Raw genomic sequence first — 15,075 nt, 5'->3', positions numbered from 1 at the left:
CGCAACTCGAAAGGTGGGAGGGGGCTTGCTCCCGATAGCGGTGAGTCAGCCAAACATGCATCGGCTGCACGACGGCTATCGGGGGCAAGCCCCCTCCCACAGTTTTGATCGTATTCAGTCTTCGAAATGGATGGGGCAGTTGTCGGCGCCTTCCAGCTTTTTCAATTCCTCAACGACCTGCGGCCTGGCCCGGCGCAAGGTCAGGCTGCGCCCCAGCGCTTTCAATCGCCGCGCTTCCTGATGCAGCATCTCCACCCCGGAATAGTCGATAAAGTTGATCTGCTGCGCCTCGATCACCACCCGCTCACACTGCAGGCTTTGCAGGCGCACTTGCAGGTAATGGCTGGCGCCAAAAAAGATCGAGCCACCGACACGCAGCACCTCTTCCTCGCCGTCGCGCCATTGCTGAACCCGCGGCTGCGAGGTGCGCTTGAGGTAGAAAAACAACGAGGCGAGCACCCCGGCGTAAATCGCGGTTTGCAGCTCCAGCAGCAAGGTGGCGATGCAGGTCAGGCTCATCACCACAAACTCGGCGCGACTGACCCGGAACAATGCGCGAATGCCCCGATGGTCCACCAGGCCCCAACTGATCAGCAGGATGCTCGCGGCCATGCTCGGGATCGGTATGTGTGCGATCAGCGCCGCGCCAAACAACGCGAACAACGCCACCCACAGTGCAGAAAATACCCCCGCCAACGGTGAACAGGCGCCCGCTTCATAGCTGAGGCCGGAGCGCGTAAAGGAACCGGCCGACAGGTAGCCGGAGAAAAATCCGCCGACGATGTTGGATAAACCCTGCGCTCGAACTTCCTGGTTGGCGTCGAGCAATTGCTGCGAGCGCGCCGCCAGCGAGCGGGCGATCGACAGGCTGGTCACCAACCCGAGCATGCCCACCGCCACGGCGCTGGGCAGCAGGCGCAAGACCATGTCCAGGTCCAGCGGCAACGGGCTGAATGGCGGCAGCTTGCCGATAAATGCGCTGACCAGTGCCACATGCCCGAACATCGCCGGCCACAGCCAGGCGGCCAGACTGCCCAGCGCGAGCGTGATCAACAGCGTCGGCCAGCGCGGCAGCAGGTATTTGAGCAGTGCGCCCACCAGCAAGGTGCCCAGCCCGAGCAGGAGTGAGGCGTGGTCCCACTCGGCACCATGGTCGATCAGTTCCAGCAAGCTGTTGATCGCCGTGGCCTGGCTCGGCAAATCCAGGCCCAGCAGGTTGGGCAGTTGGCCGAGGGCAATCACCACGGCGGCGCCGAGGGTGAACCCCAGCACCACTGAATGGGAGATGAAATTCACCAACGCGCCGAAGCGCAGCAGGCCGAGCAACCACTGGAACACTCCGGCGAGGAAGGTCAGCAGCAGGATCAAGGTGATGTAGTCCTGTGAGCCCGGCACGGCCAGGGGGCTGATGCTGGCGTAGAGCACGATGGAAATCGCCGCCGTGGGGCCGCAGATCAGGTGCCAGGACGAACCCCAGAGGCAAGCGATCAACACCGGGATGATCGCGGCGTACAGCCCGTATTCCGGTGGGAGACCGGCGATGAGCGCGTAGGCAATCGACTGCGGCAAGGCCAGCACCGCGCCGCTGAGGCCGACGATTGCATCCCGACCGACGCTGGCGCGGGTTTGGCGCGGCAGCCAACTGAGGAAGGGAAAGAGTGTGTGGCGGTTGGGCCGGCGCATCGCAAACTCGGATAGAAAGGTTTGGCTCAGGGTATCAGTACACGCCGGCTTTTGTGGGAGGGGGCTTGCTCCCGATCGCGGACGGACAGTCAATGATGTAGTGACTGATCCACCGTTATCGGGAGCAAGCCCCCTCCCACATTTGGACAGTGGCCGGCTTTAGAGTTTGGCTTTTACAGCCGCCAATGCATCCTGGCCGTCCACGGTTTTTACGCCGTCGAGCCACTTGTCCAACACTGCCGGGTTGGCCTTGATCCACGCTTTTGCCGCATCCGCATTGCTGACCTTATTGTTGGCCACCTCGGCCATGATGCTGTTCTCCATCGCCTGGGTGAAACTCAGGTTGGTCAGCAGTTTTCCTACGTTCGGGCAGGCCTGTGCATAACCCTTGCGGGTCAAGGTATACACGCTGCCGGTGTCGCCGAAGTACTTTTCGCCGCCCTTGAGATAATGCATTTTCAACTGCACGTTCATCGGGTGCGGGGTCCAGCCGAGGAAGGTGATGAAGCGCTGTTTCTTCACCGCCCGTGAGACTTCGGCGAGCATCGCCTGTTCGCTGGACTCGATCAGCTTCCATTTGCCCAGGTCGAAGTCGTTCTTCTTGATGATCTCCTGCAGCGAGAGGTTTGCCGGCGCGCCGGAGCCGATGCCGTAGATCTTCTTGTCGAACTTGTCGGCGAATTTACTCAGATCAGCAAAGTCATGCACCCCGGCGTCCCACACATAGTCCGGCACGGCGAGGGTGAATTCGGTGCCGTCGAGGTTTTTCGCCAACTGCACCACATCGCCGTTGGCCACGAACTTGTCGTAGAAACCTTGCTGCGCCGGCATCCAGTTACCCAGGAACACATCCACCTGGCCGTCCTTGAGCCCGCCGAAGGTGATCGGCACCGCCAGGGTGTCGACCTTGGCCTTGTAGCCCATGCCTGTCAGCAGAAAACCGGCGACGGCATTGGTGGCGGCGATATCGCTCCAGCCTGGATCGGCCATCTTCACCGTCTCACAACGGGCGTCTGCGTACACGGCGGCGCTGCTCAACGCCACCATGCCCGCTACGCCCAGCACCACAGTCAACTTTTGCATGGCCTTCCCTCTGTTTTATGGGTGTTGGCAGGGTTGTGGATAACGTGCCTTGCGCTCCAGGTCGTCGAGGTCGATATGGTTGCGCATGTATTGCTGACTGGCGTCCACCAGTGGCTGGTGATCCCAGCTCTTCAGCTTGCCTTGGCTCAGTGCCTCAAACACCAGGCGCCGACGGCGTTGGCTGGCGAGCACCTGCTGGTGGATCGCCGGGATGTCCCATTTGGCCCGCGCTTCAGTCAGAAAGGCTGCAAACAGCGCCCGGTGTTGCGGCGACTGGCTGAGTTCTTCCTGTTCCCGTGGGTCATTGTGTACATCGAACAGTAGGCAGGGATCGTCTTCGCTGTAGATGAATTTGTAGGCGCCACGGCGAATCATCATCAGCGGGCTGACGGTGCCTTCGGCCATGTATTCGCCGAACACTTCGTCGTGCCCGCCCTGGCCTTGCAAGTGCGGGACCAGCGAGCGGCCGTCCAGGGGCAAGTGCGGTTCGAGTGCGCCGCCGGCCAGTTCCACCAGGGTTGGCAACAGGTCGGCGGTGGAGACGGCCTGGGTCACACGGCGCGCCGCGAACTGCCCCGGCGCGCTGACCAGCAGCGGCACGCGGGCGGCCATTTCGAACCAGTGCATTTTGTACCAGAGGCCGCGCTCGCCGAGCATGTCGCCGTGGTCGCCGGAGAAGATGATGATGGTGTCGTCGGCCAGGCCGGTGTCTTCCAGGGTTTGCAGCAGCTTGCCGACATTGCTGTCGATGTAACTGCACGCGCCGAAGTAGGCGCGGCGCGCATCGCGGATCTTCTCCAGCGGCAGCGGCTTGTCCCACAGGTCGTAGACCTTGAGCAGGCGCTGGGAGTGCGGGTCGAGGTCGCCCTGGGCCGGCGTTGTGGGCAAAGGGATGTCGCTGTCGTCGTACAGATCCCAGAACGGTTTGGGAATGGTGTACGGGTCGTGGGGATGGGTCATCGACACGGTCAGGCAGAACGGCTGGTCGCCGTCCTCGCGAATATGGTCGAACAGGTACTGCTGGGCCTTGAACACCACCTCTTCGTCGAAATCCAGCTGGTTGGTGCGCACGCACGGCCCGGCTTGCAGCACCGAGGACATGTTGTGGTACCAGGTGGGGCGTACGCCCGGCTCGTCCCAGTTCACCGCCCAGCCATAGTCGGCGGGGTAGATGTCGCTGGTCAGGCGCTCTTCGTAACCGTGCAATTGGTCCGGCCCGCAGAAGTGCATCTTGCCCGACAGCGCGGTGCGGTAGCCGAGGCGACGCAGGTAGTGGGCATACGTCGGCACATCGGCGGGGAAATCCGCCGCGTTGTCGTAGGCGCCGATCTTGCTCGGCAACTGGCCGCTGACCAGGGTAAAGCGCGACGGTGCGCACAGCGGGCTGTTGCAGTAGGCGGCGTCGAACACCACGCCTTGTTCGGCGAGGCGACTGAGGTTTGGCAACTTGATCGGGGAAGGTCCGTAGAACGGAAGCATCGGCGCGGCCATTTGATCGGCCATGATGAAAAGAATGTTCTTGCGCTTCATGAGTCTTCGGCATTCCATAGGCGTTGTTTATGCGAATGAGCATGCGGCCCATGGAAAATGGGGTAAAGCCCATGAAAAGCAATGTCTAGGATAAGCACAGCTTATGTATGAAGCCCTCGGCGATGTATCCCTCGATTTGCTCCGCGCCTTCGAAGCGGCGGCGCGCCACCGCAGCTTTACGGCGGCGGCGATGGAGTTGGGCACCACCCAGCCGGCCATCAGCCAGCAGATCAAGCGCCTCGAAGAGCAATTGGCGATCCGCCTGTTTGATCGCATCTACCGTGGCATCGAGTTGACCGATGCCGGTGCCTTGCTGTTCGAACATGTCCAGGGCGGTTTGCAGACCATCAACCAAGGCCTGAGCGCGATCACCCAGCAGGACCAGCACGAAGTGCTGCAAGTGGCCACCGACTTCGCCTTCGCCGCCTACTGGCTGATGCCGCGCCTGCATCGCTTCCATGCAGCCAACCCTGAGGTCGACGTCAGCCTGGTGACCAGCGAACGCAATCACGCCACGTTGCGCAGCGATATCGACGTGGCGGTGCTGTTTGGCGACGGCCGTTTCAAGCAGGGCGACAGCCTGTGGCTGTTCAATGAAGAAGTGTTCCCGGTGTGCAGCCCGCAGTGGCTCAAGGACCAAGCCACGCCGCTGACCGTGCAGACCTTGCCCGACTGCCCGTTGCTGCACCTGCGCCAGGAACACAACAGCCAGTGGTTCGACTGGAGCGGCGTGTTCCGCGAGCTGGGCATTACCACCGCGCCGACCCCCGGCCAACTGCGCTTCGATAACTACACCCTGCTGATCCAGGCCGCGATTGCCGGCCAGGGCGTGGCCATCGGCTGGCGCCACCTGGTGGACAACCTGCTGGAACAGAAGTGGCTGTGCCGGCCGATCAGCGACACGGTGATCTCACGCTTGGGCTACTACGTGGTGCAACCGCAGCGCAAACGCCGGGGGCAGTTGGTCGAGCGGTTCGTCGATTGGCTGGTGGCGGAGCAGGCGCGCAGCGCACAGTCACTGACCGGCCTGGCTCTGCCGTCGATTGCGGTCTAGGATTTGTCGCACAGCGGTTCTGGATCTTGTCATGCAGCGTATCAAGGGTTATCACGCCCACATCTACTTCGATGCCCACACCATCGACCAGGCGCGCACCTTGTGCGAAGACGCGGCAACCCTGTTTCCGCTGCACATGGGCCGCGTGCATGAACGCCCCGTGGGCCCGCACCCGGACTGGAGCTGCCAGTTGGCGTTCGACCCCGAATACATTGGCGCGGTGCTGCCCTGGCTGGCGTTGCATCGCAATGGTCTGGTGGTGTTTCTGCACCCTGATACCGGCAACGACCTAAAGGATCACACCGAGTACGCGATCTGGATGGGTGCGATGCGCGAGCTGGATCTGTCGGTTTTTTAGCCTCCCTCGTCAAATACAGCCTGGCCATTCCCGCAGTAAAAGGCGGGAAGGTCGTAGGATCTATTTCGCGTCGTCTCATTATATGGGATTGATATTTATATATTGAGATATCGCCGAGCATAGGTTTATATTCGCCCATCTGCTTTTTTCAGCACCCACTCATTTCAGGTGAAGCGATGCCGGCGCAATTGATCGCGCTCGATTGGGGAACCAGTTCCCTTCGTGCTTATAAACTCGGCCCCGCAGGCGTGGTGCTCGAACAACGTGCGCTGGCGTTGGGGATCATGCATCTGCCCAGCCAACCCCGGGAGATTGCTGGCGTGCGCTGCAGCGATGGCTTCGAGTTGGCGTTCGACGCAGCCTGCGGCGATTGGCTCGACGCCCAGCCGGGCTTGCCGGTGATCGCCTGCGGCATGGTCGGCAGCGCCCAGGGCTGGAGCGAAGCGGCCTACCGCAACACCCCGGTCGACGTCGCCAGCCTCGGCCAGGCGCTGCACCGCGTGCGCAGTGTGCGCGGCGTCGATGTGCATATCGTGCCTGGCGTGATCGAGCAGGTCGGTTTGCCCAACGTGATGCGCGGCGAAGAAACCCAGGTGCTCGGCGTGCTGCAGGGCCTCGCGGCCGAGGTGTTGATCGGCCTGCCCGGCAGCCATTCCAAATGGGTCGAGGTGGTCGACGGCTGTATCACCCATTTCGACACCTTCATGACCGGCGAGCTGTTCGCGGTGTTGAGCAAGCACAGCCTGCTCGGGCGCACCCAACAACCCGCCGAACACTTCCAGGCGGCAGCCTTCGACCTTGGCGTGCAGGTGGCGCTGTCGGTAGACGGCGAGCGCGGCGTGCTGTCGACGCTGTTCAGCGCACGCACCCTGGGCTTGACCGGCAAACTCGCCCCCGACGAGCAGCCCGACTACCTCTCCGGCCTGCTGATCGGCCATGAACTCGCCGGCTTGCCTGCCGCCGCCAAACACCAGCCGATCATTCTGGTCGGCGCCGCGCCGCTCTGTGCCCGTTATCAACGCGCCCTCGACCTCTGCGGCTTCGCCCACGTCAGCCTGGCGCAAGAGGCCACCGAACGCGGCCTCTGGCAGTTGGCCCAGGCCGCCGGGCTCATTCAACCTGCAATGGAGGCCTGACATGCTCAAGCAAGCACTCACGCAAAACGGTTTGATCGCGATCCTGCGCGGTGTGCGACCGGACGAAGCCGAGGCGATTGGCCAGGTGCTGTACCGCGCCGGTTTTCGCGTGATCGAAGTCCCGCTCAATTCGCCGGACCCTTACACCAGCATCCGCACCCTGCGTGACAGCCTGCCCGCCGATTGCCTGATCGGCGCCGGCACGGTGTTGCTGCCTGCGCAGGTCGAGCAGGTCAAAGCCGCTGGTGGCCAGGTGATCGTGATGCCCCACAGCGATGCCAAGGTCTTGCGCGCCGCGAAAGCTGCCGGTCTGTACCTGTCGCCGGGGGTTGCCACCCCGACCGAGGCGTTCGCCGCGCTGGCCGAAGGCGCCGACGTATTGAAGCTGTTCCCCGCCGAGCAAATGGGCCCGGCGGTGATCAAAGCGTGGCTGGCGGTGTTGCCGGCGGGCACGTTGTTACTGCCGGTCGGCGGCGTGAGCCCGGACAACATGCAGGTGTATTTCGACGCCGGCGCCAGGGGTTTCGGCCTGGGTTCCGGGTTGTTCAAACCGGGCATGTCCGTGGCCCAGGTGGCGAGCAATGCCCAGGCGTATGTCGCAGCCTGGAACGCTCTGAACTGATCGCAAGTTTTGCGCCTTGGGCGCTGCATCGACAAGAGAGATAAGAAGATGAAAATCACCAAACTGACGACCTTCATCGTCCCACCGCGCTGGTGCTTCCTCAAAGTGGAAACCGACCAGGGCGTCACCGGCTGGGGCGAACCCGTGGTCGAAGGCCGCGCCCACACGGTGGCGGCTGCGGTTGAGGAACTGTCCGACTATCTGATCGGCAAAGACCCACGCAATATCGAAGACATCTGGACCGTGCTCTATCGCGGCGGCTTCTATCGCGGCGGCGCCGTGCATATGAGCGCGCTGGCCGGCATCGACCAGGCGCTGTGGGACATCAAGGGCAAAGCCCTGGGCGTGTCGGTCAGCGACCTGCTGGGCGGCCAGGTGCGCGACAAGATTCGCGTGTATTCGTGGATCGGCGGCGACCGCCCCGCCGACACCGCCCGCGCCGCCAAAGAAGCCGTAGCGCGTGGTTTCACTGCGGTGAAAATGAACGGCACCGAAGAGTTGCAGTTCGTCGACAGCTTCGAAAAAGTCGACCTGGCCCTGGCCAACGTCGCCGCCGTGCGCGATGCCGTCGGCCCTAACGTGGGCATCGGCGTCGACTTCCATGGCCGCGTACACAAGCCCATGGCCAAGGTGCTGATGAAAGAGCTGGACCCGTATAAGCTGATGTTTATCGAAGAGCCGGTGCTCAGCGAAAACTACGAAGCCTTGAAAGAACTCGCACCGCTGACCAGCACGCCGATTGCCTTGGGCGAGCGCCTGTTCTCGCGCTGGGACTTCAAGCGCGTGCTCAGCGAAGGCTACGTCGACATCATCCAGCCGGACGCTTCCCACGCTGGTGGCATCACCGAAACCCGCAAGATCGCCAACATGGCCGAAGCCTACGACGTGGCCCTGGCGCTGCACTGCCCGCTGGGCCCAATCGCGCTGGCCGCCTGCCTGCAACTGGACGCGGTCTGCTACAACGCGTTTATCCAGGAGCAAAGCCTGGGCATTCACTACAACGAGAGCAACGACCTGCTCGACTACGTGCGCGATCCGGGCGTGTTCGACTATGACCAGGGCTTCGTGAAGATCCCCAACGGGCCGGGCCTGGGCATCGAGATCAACGAGGAATACGTGATCGAACGCGCGGCCATCGGCCACCGCTGGCGCAACCCGATCTGGCGCCACGCCGACGGCAGTTTTGCCGAGTGGTGATGTCTGCCTGAAAAAATGTGGCAAAAAATGTGGGAGGGGGCTTGCCCCCGATAGCGGCGAACCCGCCGCCGAAGATGTCGACTGACACTCACCTATCGGGGGCAAGCTCCCTCCCACATTTGATCCGGTTTATTCAGTAAGTCCGTCCTCAATAAACATAAGAAGAGACAACCCCATGCACCCTGAATCCCTCACCGGGCAGGCTTCTTTAGTCACGCCTAGCAGAAAGCGCTACTTCATCATGGTGCTGCTGTTTATCACTGTGGTGATCAACTACCTCGACCGCAGCAACCTGTCGATTGCAGCGCCGGCCCTGACCAGTGATTTGGGCATCGACCCGGTGCATGTCGGGCTGATTTTCTCGGCGTTCGGCTGGACCTACGCCGCCATGCAAATCCCCGGCGGCTGGCTGGTGGACCGGGTGCCACCGCGCATTCTCTACACCGTCGCATTGCTGCTGTGGTCCATCGCCACCGTGATGCTCGGCTTTGCGGCCAGCTTCATCGCGCTGTTTGTCCTGCGCATGGCGGTGGGCGCCCTGGAAGCCCCGGCCTATCCGATCAACAGCCGTGTGGTCACCACCTGGTTCCCCGAGCGTGAGCGCGCCACGGCGATTGGTTTCTACACCTCCGGGCAGTTCGTCGGGCTGGCGTTTCTCACCCCGGTGCTGGCCTGGTTGCAGCACCAGTACGGCTGGCACATGGTGTTTGTCACCACGGGCGGCGTCGGCGTCCTCTGGGCGCTGATCTGGTACGCGGTGTACCGCGAGCCGAAGGACTTCAAAGGCGCCAACGCGGCTGAAATCGAACTGATCCGTGCCGGCGGCGGGCTGGTGGACATGCAGGCGCAAACCACCAAGGCACCGTTCAGTTGGGTCGACCTGGGCATCGTGCTGAGCAAGCGCAAACTCTGGGGCATCTACCTGGGCCAGTTCTGCCTGAACTCCACGCTGTGGTTCTTCCTGACGTGGTTCCCGACCTATCTGGTGAAATATCGCGGGATGGACTTCATCAAATCCGGCCTGCTTGCTTCCCTGCCCTTCCTCGCGGCGTTTGTCGGCGTGCTGTGTTCCGGGATTTTTTCCGACTGGCTGATTCGCCGTGGCGCGTCGGTGGGCTTTGCGCGCAAGTTGCCGATCATTGGGGGGCTGTTGATCTCCACCGCGATCATTGGCGCCAACTACGTGGATTCGACGGCGTGGGTGATTGCGTTCCTGGCGGTGGCGTTCTTCGGCAATGGCTTGGCGTCGATCACGTGGTCGCTGGTGTCGACCTTGGCGCCCGCCCGTTTGCTCGGGTTGACCGGCGGTGTGTTCAACTTCATCGGCAACCTGGCGGCGATTACCACGCCGATCGTGATTGGCTTCCTGGCCAGCGGCGATTCGTTCGCGCCGGCAATCACCTATATCGCGGTGCTGGCATTGCTCGGGGCGCTTTCCTACATTTTGTTGGTGGGCAAGGTCGAGCGGATCGAGTTGTAAAAAACCGGCGACCCCGGGGTTAATGCCGGTCAGTTAAGCGATAGAGCGGGTAACCGGTGGCGAGGGAGCTTGCTCCCGTTGGACTGCGTAGCAGTCCCCTCTGTTGGGGCCGCTTCGCGTCCCAGCGGGAGCAAGCTCCCTCGCCACAGTGACAGTGTTCTTCCTTAATTGACTGGCATTACGACCCTGGGGTGGCGCTTTTTTTCGGATTACGGCACCGACGCATCAGTTCAATACGCCTTCCAGAATCTCATAGACAATGCCCGTGCCCACTGCGATCAACACCACATCCGGGCCCGAACGGCGCCATTCATAGCCCTCGTAGTACGGCAGGCGCGCCAGGGCGCGGTTGTCGAGGCGTTCGCCATAGTAGCCGTGGGGCATCGGCCGGCCACGGACCAGGCGCATATCCGGCGGCGGTGGCGCGCCACGGCCGAATTGGCCGTGATTGTCGCGGATGATCTGGCGCACCGGGCCGAAGTCCCGGGGTGGGCCGCCGCGACGGTCGTCCTGCGGGCCGCGATGGTCGTCGCCACGTTGTTCGTGCTGGCCTGGTGGGCCGCCACGGTCGTCGTCGCGCTGGTCAGGCGGCGCGGCGTGCGCCAGGGCGCTGGCGGCAAGCACCAGCGCGCCACAACCAGCAATCACGGACTTGGGCATTTTCATCGGGAATTCCTCAGGGCACGCATACAAAAAAGGGATTTCGAACACGGTTCGAAATCCCTTGGTCTTGCTGTTTAGGCCACGGTTTTGCGGGTTGATTCCTCTGTATCAGGAACTTTACCTACCGTATACGAGGCGCTTACTTACGTGCGTTACGGACACCTGCTGACAGCGCTGCACATAGGCTCAGCACGCCGTCGATGGCTTGCTGGTCATTGCTGGCGTTGGCGATTTGATCGATCAGCGCCGAACCCACCACCACACCATCGGCCAAACGTGCGATGGCGGCCGCTTGCTCCGGCGTGCGGATACCAAAACCGATGCTGATCGGCAGGTCGGTATGGCGACGCAGGCGGGTCACGGCTTCTTCGACGTGTTCCAGGGTGGCGGCACCGGCACCGGTCACACCGGCCACCGACACGTAGTACACAAAACCCGAACTGCCATTGAGCACGGTCGGCAGGCGCACGTCGTCGGTGGTTGGCGTGGTCAGGCGGATAAAGTCGATACCGGCGGCCTGGGCCGGGTCGCACAGCTCGCCGTTATGCTCGGGCGGCAGGTCGACCACGATCAGGCCGTCGACGCCGGCTTCTTTGGCGTCAGCGATGAACTGCGGCACGCCGTATTTGTGGATGGGGTTGAAGTAGCCCATCAACACCAGTGGCGTGTCGTTGTTGTCTTGGCGGAACTCGCGAACCATTTGCAGGGTTTTGGCCAGGTTCTGCTTGGCTTCCAACGCACGGATGTTGGCCAGTTGAATGGCTGGGCCGTCGGCCATCGGGTCGGTGAAGGGCATGCCCAACTCGATCACATCGGCGCCGGCAGCGGGCAAGCCCTTGAGGATCGCCAGCGAGGTGTCATAGCCTGGGTCGCCGGCGGTGACGAAGGTCACCAGGGCGGCGCGGTTTTGTTCCTTGAGTTGCGCAAAGCGGGTTTGCAGGCGGCTCATTTAGTGTTTCTCCTGCTGGGACTGTTCCATGTGGTGCATCACGGTCTGCATGTCTTTGTCGCCACGGCCGGACAAGTTCACCACCATCAGGTGATCTTTCGGCAGGGCCGGTGCGCGTTTGAATACTTCGGCAAGGGCGTGGGCAGTTTCCAGTGCGGGAATAATCCCTTCCAGGCGGCAGCATTTGTGGAACGCTTCCAGGGCTTCGTGGTCAGTCACCGACGTGTACTGGGCGCGGCCGATGTCATGCAACCAGGCGTGTTCCGGGCCGATGCCGGGGTAGTCGAGGCCGGCGGAAATCGAGTGGGCGTCGATGATCTGGCCGTCGTCGTCCTGCAGCAGGAAGGTACGGTTGCCGTGCAGCACACCTGGTACGCCGCCGTTGAGGCTGGCGGCATGCTTGCCGGTTTCGATGCCATAGCCTGCCGCTTCAACGCCGATGATTTCGACGCTGGTGTCATTCAGGAACGGGTGGAACAGGCCCATGGCGTTCGAGCCACCGCCGATACACGCCACCAGGCTGTCCGGCAGGCGACCTTCCTGGGCTTGCATCTGGTCACGGGTTTCCTTGCCGATCACTGCCTGGAAGTCGCGCACCATTGCAGGGTACGGGTGCGGGCCAGCCACGGTGCCGATCAGGTAGAAGGTGTCATCAACGTTGGTCACCCAGTCGCGCAGGGCTTCGTTCATCGCGTCTTTGAGCGTGCCGGTGCCGGACACTACCGGGATCACTTTGGCGCCCAACAGCTTCATGCGGAACACGTTGGCCTGTTGGCGCTCGATGTCGGTGGTGCCCATGTAGATCACGCAGTCGAGGCCGAAGCGCGCAGCCACGGTGGCGGTGGCCACACCGTGCATGCCGGCGCCGGTCTCGGCGATGATGCGTTTCTTGCCCATGCGCCGCGCGAGCAGGATCTGGCCGATGCAGTTGTTGATCTTGTGCGCGCCGGTGTGGTTCAGCTCTTCGCGCTTGAGGTAAATCTTGGCGCCGCCGCAGAACTCCGTCAGCCGCTCAGCGAAATACAGCGGGCTTGGTCGACCGACGTAGTCGCGCTGGAAGTAAGCCAATTCTTCGTTGAACGCAGGATCAATCTTGGCCGCTTCGTATTCGCGGGCCAGTTCGAGGACCAACGGCATCAGGGTTTCGGCGACGTAGCGGCCGCCGAATGCGCCAAACAGGCCGTTGGCGTCAGGGCCGTTGCGTAGATCGGTCTGGGACTGAGTCATGGGACGCTCCAGGAAAAGAATTCGGGTGGGAAGCAATGACGGTCACTCTACCCCTGACGTTCGGTGCTGAAAACCGATAAGATCGCCGTAACCTGTCAGGAAAACTCACAGATGAGCCGAGACCTTCCGCCCCTTAACGCCCTACGCGCATTCGAAGCCACGGCGCGCCTCAACAGCGTGAGCCAGGCGGCTGAGCAGTTGCACGTCACCCATGGCGCTGTGAGCCGCCAGCTTAAAGTGCTGGAAGAACATTTGGGTGTCAGCCTGTTCGTCAAGGAAGGACGCGGCCTCAAACTCACAGATGCCGGCGTGCGTCTGCGCGATGCGAGTACCGAGGCGTTCGAGCGCTTGCGCGACGTGTGCGCAGAAATCACCCAAAGCAGCGCCGATGCACCGTTCGTCCTCGGCTGTTCGGGCAGTTTGCTGGCGCGCTGGTTTATTCCGCGCCTGGGCCGCTTGAATGCCGACCTGCCCGATCTGCGCCTGCACCTGTCGGCAGGCGAAGGTGACCTGGACCCCCGCCGCCCCGGTCTGGACGCGCTGCTGCTGTTCGCCGAACCCCCGTGGCCAGCGGATATGCAGGTGTACGAGCTGGCCAGCGAGCGTATCGGCCCGGTCATGAGCCCGCGTTTCGCCGGTTACGAGCGCTTGCGCGACGCACCGGCTGCGGCGCTGTGTGGCGAAGCGCTGTTGCACACCACGTCACGCCCGCAGGCCTGGCCCAGTTGGGCGCAGCAACACGGGATCGAGCCCGGCGCGTTGAAACACGGCCAGGGTTTTGAGCATTTGTACTACTTGCTGGAAGCGGCGGTTGCAGGGCTGGGCGTGGCGATCGCGCCGGAGCCGCTGGTGGCGGAGGACGTGCGCGCCGGTCGCCTGGTGGCGCCGTGGGGCTTCACGCAAACCCCGGCGCACCTGGCGTTGTGGCTGCCCAAGCGCGCCGCAGATGGGCGCGCTCGGCAACTGGCGCAATGGCTCAAGGCTGAGCTGTTGCGCCAGCCGGTATAGCCGGCAAATCAGTTACCGCGTTTGCACAGCAGGTAAGCCGCCAGCAGGCCCAGTGCGCCAACGGCAACGCCGGCTGTGGTCCATGGGTGCTCTTGTGCGTAGTCCCGGGTCGCCACACCGGTTTCGCGGATTTTTACTTTGCTTTCTTCGTAGGCGTCGCTGATCAGGTGACGGGAATGCTTGAGTGCGTTCTCGGCATTGCTTTTCAGGGCCTTCAGGGTCTTGCGCGACTCATCGGAAGCATCGTCCTTGAGGTCCTCAAGGGACTTGAGCAGGCTCGAAATCTCGGCTTCCATGCTTTCCAGCGACGCTTTGCGTAAAGAAGTGTTGGCCATGTGGACTCTCCTGAAATGATTGAGTGGCGTGTGTAGATACCGACTACGGCCGTTTCAGAAAGTGCAGTAAATCTGAACTTTCGAATAGGAATGGTCGCCAGAAGCAGTATGAACTTTCACTGCTAGGCTTTATTGACGACCCTCAGGAGAAACGCCATGTCTGATCATCACACCTACAAGAAAGTCGAATTGGTGGGCTCGTCCGCCACCAGCATCGAAGAGGCGATCAACAACGCCTTGGCCGAAGCCAGCAAAAGCATCAAGCACTTGGAGTGGTTCGAGGTGATCGAAACCCGAGGCCATATCAAGGACGGCAAGGCCGCGCACTTCCAGGTTACGTTGAAGGTGGGGTTCCGAATTGCCAGTAGTTGATCGAAACGGTTGAACTTGCCGGCTGGCCGATTGCCATAACCTGCGCTACAACCAATGGGGGCCGATGCGACCTGCGTCGGCACGCTCGTTTCGATCAGCGCAAGGAAAGTGACGGATGAAGAAGTTCCTGTTAGCGGTAGGTTTGTTGAGCATGGCGGGCACCGTGCTGGCGGCGGGCAAGCCGTGTGAAGAGCTGAAAAGCGAAATTGCCGCGAAAATCGACGCCAAGGGCGCTTCGGGTTATTCGCTGCAAGTGGTGGCTAAAGGCGCTGCGGCCGACGGTAAGGTAGTTGGCAGTTGCGAAGGCGGCACCAAGGAAATTGTCTACAAGCGCGGTTAATCCTGCGTTGCAGACATAAAAAACCGACGCAGGTGCGT

Annotated in this window: 16 protein-coding genes; 9 read left to right on the top strand and 7 right to left on the bottom strand. The window is 62.2% G+C overall.

Annotation, left to right across the window (positions count from 1 at the left end):
* Nucleotides 1-114 precede the first annotated feature (114 nt).
* The 3 genes from ACP7CJ_RS21830 to betC form a co-directional block, all read right to left on the bottom strand.
* Entirely contained in the window at nt 115-1,683 is a 1,569-nt protein-coding gene (locus ACP7CJ_RS21830) for a SulP family inorganic anion transporter (RefSeq protein WP_426101898.1), read from the bottom strand.
* 159 nt (nt 1,684-1,842) lie between these two features.
* Entirely contained in the window at nt 1,843-2,766 is a 924-nt protein-coding gene (choX, locus tag ACP7CJ_RS21825; protein ID WP_426101900.1) for a choline ABC transporter substrate-binding protein, read from the bottom strand.
* A 15-nt stretch (nt 2,767-2,781) separates the two neighbouring features.
* Nucleotides 2,782-4,296: a choline-sulfatase gene (betC, locus tag ACP7CJ_RS21820; RefSeq protein ID WP_426101901.1), complete on the bottom strand. Its 1,515-nt coding sequence runs from the start codon at nt 4,294-4,296 to the stop codon at nt 2,782-2,784.
* Between the two features lie 103 nt (nt 4,297-4,399).
* Here betC and ACP7CJ_RS21815 point away from each other — a divergent pair, with 103 nt between their 5' ends.
* The 6 genes from ACP7CJ_RS21815 (at nt 4,400) to ACP7CJ_RS21790 (ending at nt 10,143) form a co-directional block, all read left to right on the top strand.
* A complete protein-coding gene (locus ACP7CJ_RS21815) occupies nt 4,400-5,350 on the top strand; it encodes a choline sulfate utilization transcriptional regulator (protein WP_276195594.1) in 951 nt (316 codons plus the stop codon).
* 31 nt (nt 5,351-5,381) lie between these two features.
* Nucleotides 5,382-5,708, top strand: coding sequence for a DOPA 4,5-dioxygenase family protein (locus tag ACP7CJ_RS21810; protein ID WP_426101903.1), 327 nt, complete (start codon nt 5,382-5,384; stop codon nt 5,706-5,708).
* 176 nt (nt 5,709-5,884) lie between these two features.
* Nucleotides 5,885-6,844 carry a 2-dehydro-3-deoxygalactonokinase gene (locus ACP7CJ_RS21805; RefSeq protein ID WP_276195596.1) on the top strand — a complete coding sequence of 320 codons (960 nt, stop codon included), beginning with the start codon at nt 5,885-5,887 and terminating at the stop codon, nt 6,842-6,844.
* Between the two features lies 1 nt (nt 6,845).
* Nucleotides 6,846-7,466, top strand: a complete 621-nt coding sequence (locus tag ACP7CJ_RS21800) for a 2-dehydro-3-deoxy-6-phosphogalactonate aldolase (protein ID WP_247407616.1) — start codon at nt 6,846-6,848, stop codon at nt 7,464-7,466.
* Between the two features lie 48 nt (nt 7,467-7,514).
* Complete coding sequence (gene dgoD, locus ACP7CJ_RS21795; RefSeq protein WP_003170741.1) at nt 7,515-8,663, top strand: galactonate dehydratase; 1,149 nt, start codon at nt 7,515-7,517, stop codon at nt 8,661-8,663.
* Between the two features lie 175 nt (nt 8,664-8,838).
* Nucleotides 8,839-10,143, top strand: a complete 1,305-nt coding sequence (locus ACP7CJ_RS21790) for an MFS transporter (protein WP_426101905.1) — start codon at nt 8,839-8,841, stop codon at nt 10,141-10,143.
* Nucleotides 10,144-10,368: 225 nt separating this feature from the next.
* On the opposite strand, the gene ACP7CJ_RS21785 is transcribed toward ACP7CJ_RS21790, so the two are convergent.
* From ACP7CJ_RS21785 to trpB, 3 genes are all read right to left on the bottom strand, one after another.
* Nucleotides 10,369-10,809: an anti-virulence regulator CigR family protein gene (locus tag ACP7CJ_RS21785; protein WP_276195599.1), complete on the bottom strand. Its 441-nt coding sequence runs from the start codon at nt 10,807-10,809 to the stop codon at nt 10,369-10,371.
* Between the two features lie 136 nt (nt 10,810-10,945).
* A complete protein-coding gene (gene trpA, locus ACP7CJ_RS21780; RefSeq protein ID WP_426101907.1) occupies nt 10,946-11,755 on the bottom strand; it encodes a tryptophan synthase subunit alpha in 810 nt (269 codons plus the stop codon).
* On the bottom strand, nt 11,756-12,982 hold the full coding sequence (trpB, locus tag ACP7CJ_RS21775; RefSeq protein WP_247408049.1) for a tryptophan synthase subunit beta: 1,227 nt from the start codon (nt 12,980-12,982) through the stop codon (nt 11,756-11,758). It abuts the gene before it with no gap.
* 111 nt (nt 12,983-13,093) lie between these two features.
* On the opposite strand from trpB, the gene ACP7CJ_RS21770 reads away from it, so the two are divergent.
* Complete coding sequence (locus ACP7CJ_RS21770) at nt 13,094-13,990, top strand: LysR family transcriptional regulator (RefSeq protein ID WP_276195601.1); 897 nt, start codon at nt 13,094-13,096, stop codon at nt 13,988-13,990.
* A gap of 8 nt (nt 13,991-13,998) precedes the next feature.
* On the opposite strand, the gene ACP7CJ_RS21765 is transcribed toward ACP7CJ_RS21770, so the two are convergent.
* The gene (locus tag ACP7CJ_RS21765; RefSeq protein WP_247408555.1) at nt 13,999-14,325 is read right to left on the bottom strand and encodes a DUF883 family protein; all 327 of its coding nucleotides are present in this window, start codon (nt 14,323-14,325) and stop codon (nt 13,999-14,001) included.
* Nucleotides 14,326-14,481: 156 nt separating this feature from the next.
* On the opposite strand from ACP7CJ_RS21765, the gene ACP7CJ_RS21760 reads away from it, so the two are divergent.
* Nucleotides 14,482-14,697, top strand: coding sequence for a dodecin (locus ACP7CJ_RS21760; protein WP_276195602.1), 216 nt, complete (start codon nt 14,482-14,484; stop codon nt 14,695-14,697).
* A gap of 115 nt (nt 14,698-14,812) precedes the next feature.
* Nucleotides 14,813-15,037 (top strand): DUF1161 domain-containing protein, encoded by a 225-nt coding sequence (locus ACP7CJ_RS21755; protein WP_276195603.1) that lies wholly within the window; start codon nt 14,813-14,815, stop codon nt 15,035-15,037.
* The last annotated feature ends 38 nt before the right edge of the window (nt 15,038-15,075 follow it).

It is taken from the genome of Pseudomonas sp. PSPC3-2 (genome assembly GCF_049897085.1).
GTDB classification, from domain to species: Bacteria; Pseudomonadota; Gammaproteobacteria; order Pseudomonadales; family Pseudomonadaceae; genus Aquipseudomonas; species Aquipseudomonas paraveronii.
This window is presented reverse-complemented; position numbering and strand designations above follow the sequence as displayed.

Coding starts and splice junctions, on each gene's coding strand:
- ACP7CJ_RS21765 (WP_247408555.1), bottom strand. CDS start 14,325: ATGGCCAACACTTCTTTACGCAAAGCGTCGCTGGAAAGCATGGAAGCC.
- ACP7CJ_RS21805 (WP_276195596.1), top strand. CDS start 5,885: ATGCCGGCGCAATTGATCGCGCTCGATTGGGGAACCAGTTCCCTTCGT.
- choX (WP_426101900.1), bottom strand. CDS start 2,766: ATGCAAAAGTTGACTGTGGTGCTGGGCGTAGCGGGCATGGTGGCGTTG.
- trpA (WP_426101907.1), bottom strand. CDS start 11,755: ATGAGCCGCCTGCAAACCCGCTTTGCGCAACTCAAGGAACAAAACCGC.
- ACP7CJ_RS21755 (WP_276195603.1), top strand. CDS start 14,813: ATGAAGAAGTTCCTGTTAGCGGTAGGTTTGTTGAGCATGGCGGGCACC.
- ACP7CJ_RS21790 (WP_426101905.1), top strand. CDS start 8,839: ATGCACCCTGAATCCCTCACCGGGCAGGCTTCTTTAGTCACGCCTAGC.
- trpB (WP_247408049.1), bottom strand. CDS start 12,982: ATGACTCAGTCCCAGACCGATCTACGCAACGGCCCTGACGCCAACGGC.
- ACP7CJ_RS21815 (WP_276195594.1), top strand. CDS start 4,400: ATGTATGAAGCCCTCGGCGATGTATCCCTCGATTTGCTCCGCGCCTTC.
- ACP7CJ_RS21830 (WP_426101898.1), bottom strand. CDS start 1,683: ATGCGCCGGCCCAACCGCCACACACTCTTTCCCTTCCTCAGTTGGCTG.
- dgoD (WP_003170741.1), top strand. CDS start 7,515: ATGAAAATCACCAAACTGACGACCTTCATCGTCCCACCGCGCTGGTGC.
- ACP7CJ_RS21760 (WP_276195602.1), top strand. CDS start 14,482: ATGTCTGATCATCACACCTACAAGAAAGTCGAATTGGTGGGCTCGTCC.
- ACP7CJ_RS21785 (WP_276195599.1), bottom strand. CDS start 10,809: ATGAAAATGCCCAAGTCCGTGATTGCTGGTTGTGGCGCGCTGGTGCTT.
- ACP7CJ_RS21810 (WP_426101903.1), top strand. CDS start 5,382: ATGCAGCGTATCAAGGGTTATCACGCCCACATCTACTTCGATGCCCAC.
- ACP7CJ_RS21800 (WP_247407616.1), top strand. CDS start 6,846: ATGCTCAAGCAAGCACTCACGCAAAACGGTTTGATCGCGATCCTGCGC.
- ACP7CJ_RS21770 (WP_276195601.1), top strand. CDS start 13,094: ATGAGCCGAGACCTTCCGCCCCTTAACGCCCTACGCGCATTCGAAGCC.
- betC (WP_426101901.1), bottom strand. CDS start 4,296: ATGAAGCGCAAGAACATTCTTTTCATCATGGCCGATCAAATGGCCGCG.